Below are 2,300 nucleotides of genomic sequence, written 5' to 3' on the forward strand. Positions count from 1 at the left end.
GCTTGGCGTCGATCGCGATGGCGCCGCGCTGGCCGGCCTGCCGCCGGCCGTCCGAACGCGCCAGGCCGACCTGGAGCAGGGCGCCTGGCCGCTCGGCGACGAGGCGCCGTTTGACGCGGTGATCGTCACCAACTATCTGCATCGCCCGCTGTGGCCGCATCTGCTCGATGCGCTGGCGCCCGGCGGCGTGCTGGTCTATGAGACGTTCGCAGCGGGGAACGAGACGGTCGGCAAGCCGTCCAACCCCGATTTCCTGCTGCGGCCCGGCGAATTGCTCGATGCGGTGCGCGGCCGCCTGCGGGTGATCGCCTACGAGGACGGCGTCATCGAAGTGCCGCGGACGGCGTTCGTACAGCGCATGTGCGCCGTGCGCGAGGCACTGGAAGGCGCCGGAGCGGCGGCCCCGCCACGCTATCGCCTGGACGGCTGATCGCGCGGCGCGACGTGGCCGCCATGTCGGCGCACAAGCGGGTCAATGCGTTGATCCACTTGGTGTTTGCCCGGGTAGGCAGGGATTGCCGGTGTGCTTCGGCGGCCAATTCGTATCCGGTACAATCCCGCTATTCGAAATCTCGAAAACCATACGAGCTATGACACAGATTACCGGCAGCATCGTCGCCATCGTGACGCCGATGCAGGAGGACGGCAGCCTGGATTACCCCGCGCTGCGCAGCCTGATCGACTGGCACGTCGCCGAGGGCACCGATGGCATCGTGATCGTCGGTACCACGGGGGAATCGCCTACCGTGTCGGTCGAGGAGCATTGCGAGCTGATCCGGGTCGCGGTCGAGCAGGCCGCCGGGCGTATCCCTATCATCGCCGGGACCGGCGGCAACTCGACGCGCGAGGCGATCGAACTGACCGCGTTCGCCAAGCAGGTTGGCGCCGATGCGTCGCTGCAGGTCGTGCCGTACTACAACAAGCCGACGCAGGAAGGGATGGTCCGGCATTTCCGCACGATCGCGGAAGCGGTCGACCTGCCGGTGCTGCTGTACAACGTGCCGGGACGTACCGTCGCCGACATGAGCAACGACACCATCCTGCGCCTTGCGCAGGTGCCGGGCATCGTCGGCGTCAAGGAGGCCACCGGCAATTTCGACCGCGCGGCCCAGTTGATCAAGGACGCGCCGGAAGGCTTCGCGATCTACAGCGGCGACGATCCCACCGCGGTGGCGCTGATGCTGCTGGGCGGCCACGGCAATATCTCGGTGACCGCCAACGTGGCCCCGCGCAAGATGCACGAGCTGTGCGTCGCCGCGCTCAAGGGCGATGCGATCACGGCCCGCCGCCTCCATATGGAATTGATCGCGCTGAACAAGGCCCTGTTCATCGAGGCCAACCCGATCCCCGTCAAGTGGGCGCTGCAGCAGATGGGCAAGATGGCCGGCGGCATCCGCCTGCCGCTGACGCCGCTGTCGTCCGACCACCACGAGACCGTGCGCCGCGCGCTGGCCGGCGCCGGGCTGCTCGCCTGATCGTTCCGATTTTTCTTTCGCGCCAAGCGGTCATTCCCTTCACTAGGATTGCGTGTCAATGAAACTCAAGCTTAACCGCCATGGCGTGCCGCAAGGCCGCCGTGCCGCCCTGGTCTTGCCGCTGCTCGCCTTCGGCATGATCGCTGGCTGCAGCACCGTCAACGACATGATGCAGGCCGACAAGATCGACTACAAGTCGGCCGCCGCCGCCAAGCGGACCTCGACGCTCGAGGTGCCGCCGGACCTGACCAAGCTCGACGGCGACCGCCGTTATTCGGTCCCCGAGCAGGCCGGTACGACGTTGTCCGGCTACCAGCAGGCCACCAGCACCCAGCCCAAGGTCGCCGGCACCAACGTGCTGCCGTCGGCGGAAGGCATCCGCGTCGAGCGCGACGGCAACCAGCGCTGGCTGGTCATCAGCAACGGCATGGCGCCGGATCAGCTGTGGCAGACCATGCGCGAGTTCTGGCAGGAGAACGGCTTCCTGCTGGTGCAGGACTCGCCCGAGACCGGCATCATGGAAACCGACTGGGCCGAGAACCGCGCCAAGATTCCGCAGGACTTCATCCGCAACACGATCGGCAAGGTGTTTGACAGCCTGTACTCGACCTCGGAGCGCGACAAGTTCCGCAGCCGCGTCGAGAAGGGCCAGAACGGCAACCTCGAAGTCTTCATCAGCCATCGCGGCGCCAAGGAAGAGCTGACCGGCCTGGACAAGTCGCAGACGGTGTGGACGCCGCGCGCGGCCGATCCCGAACTGGAGGCCGAATTCCTGTCGCGCCTGGCGCAGCGCCTCGGCGTGCAGAAGGAACAGGCCGACCGCAT

General features: G+C 67.0%; 3 protein-coding genes. All 3 read left to right on the forward strand.

Going from position 1 to position 2,300, the window contains the following annotated elements; all coding sequences use genetic code 11:
• On the forward strand, positions 1-430 hold a 430-nt coding region (locus tag B551_RS16680), incomplete at its 5' end, for an S-adenosyl-L-methionine (SAM)-dependent methyltransferase PhcB (protein WP_023264597.1).
• Between the two features lie 160 nt (positions 431-590).
• Positions 591-1,475 carry a 4-hydroxy-tetrahydrodipicolinate synthase gene (gene dapA, locus B551_RS16685; RefSeq protein ID WP_006579687.1) on the forward strand — a complete coding sequence of 295 codons (885 nt, stop codon included), beginning with the start codon at positions 591-593 and terminating at the stop codon, positions 1,473-1,475.
• Positions 1,476-1,533: 58 nt separating this feature from the next.
• Positions 1,534-2,300, forward strand: a 767-nt coding sequence (gene bamC / locus B551_RS16690) for an outer membrane protein assembly factor BamC (protein ID WP_023264598.1), incomplete at its 3' end; no start/stop codon positions are given.

The sequence above is a fragment of the Cupriavidus sp. HPC(L) genome (genome assembly GCF_000307735.3).
GTDB lineage: Bacteria > Pseudomonadota > Gammaproteobacteria > Burkholderiales > Burkholderiaceae > Cupriavidus.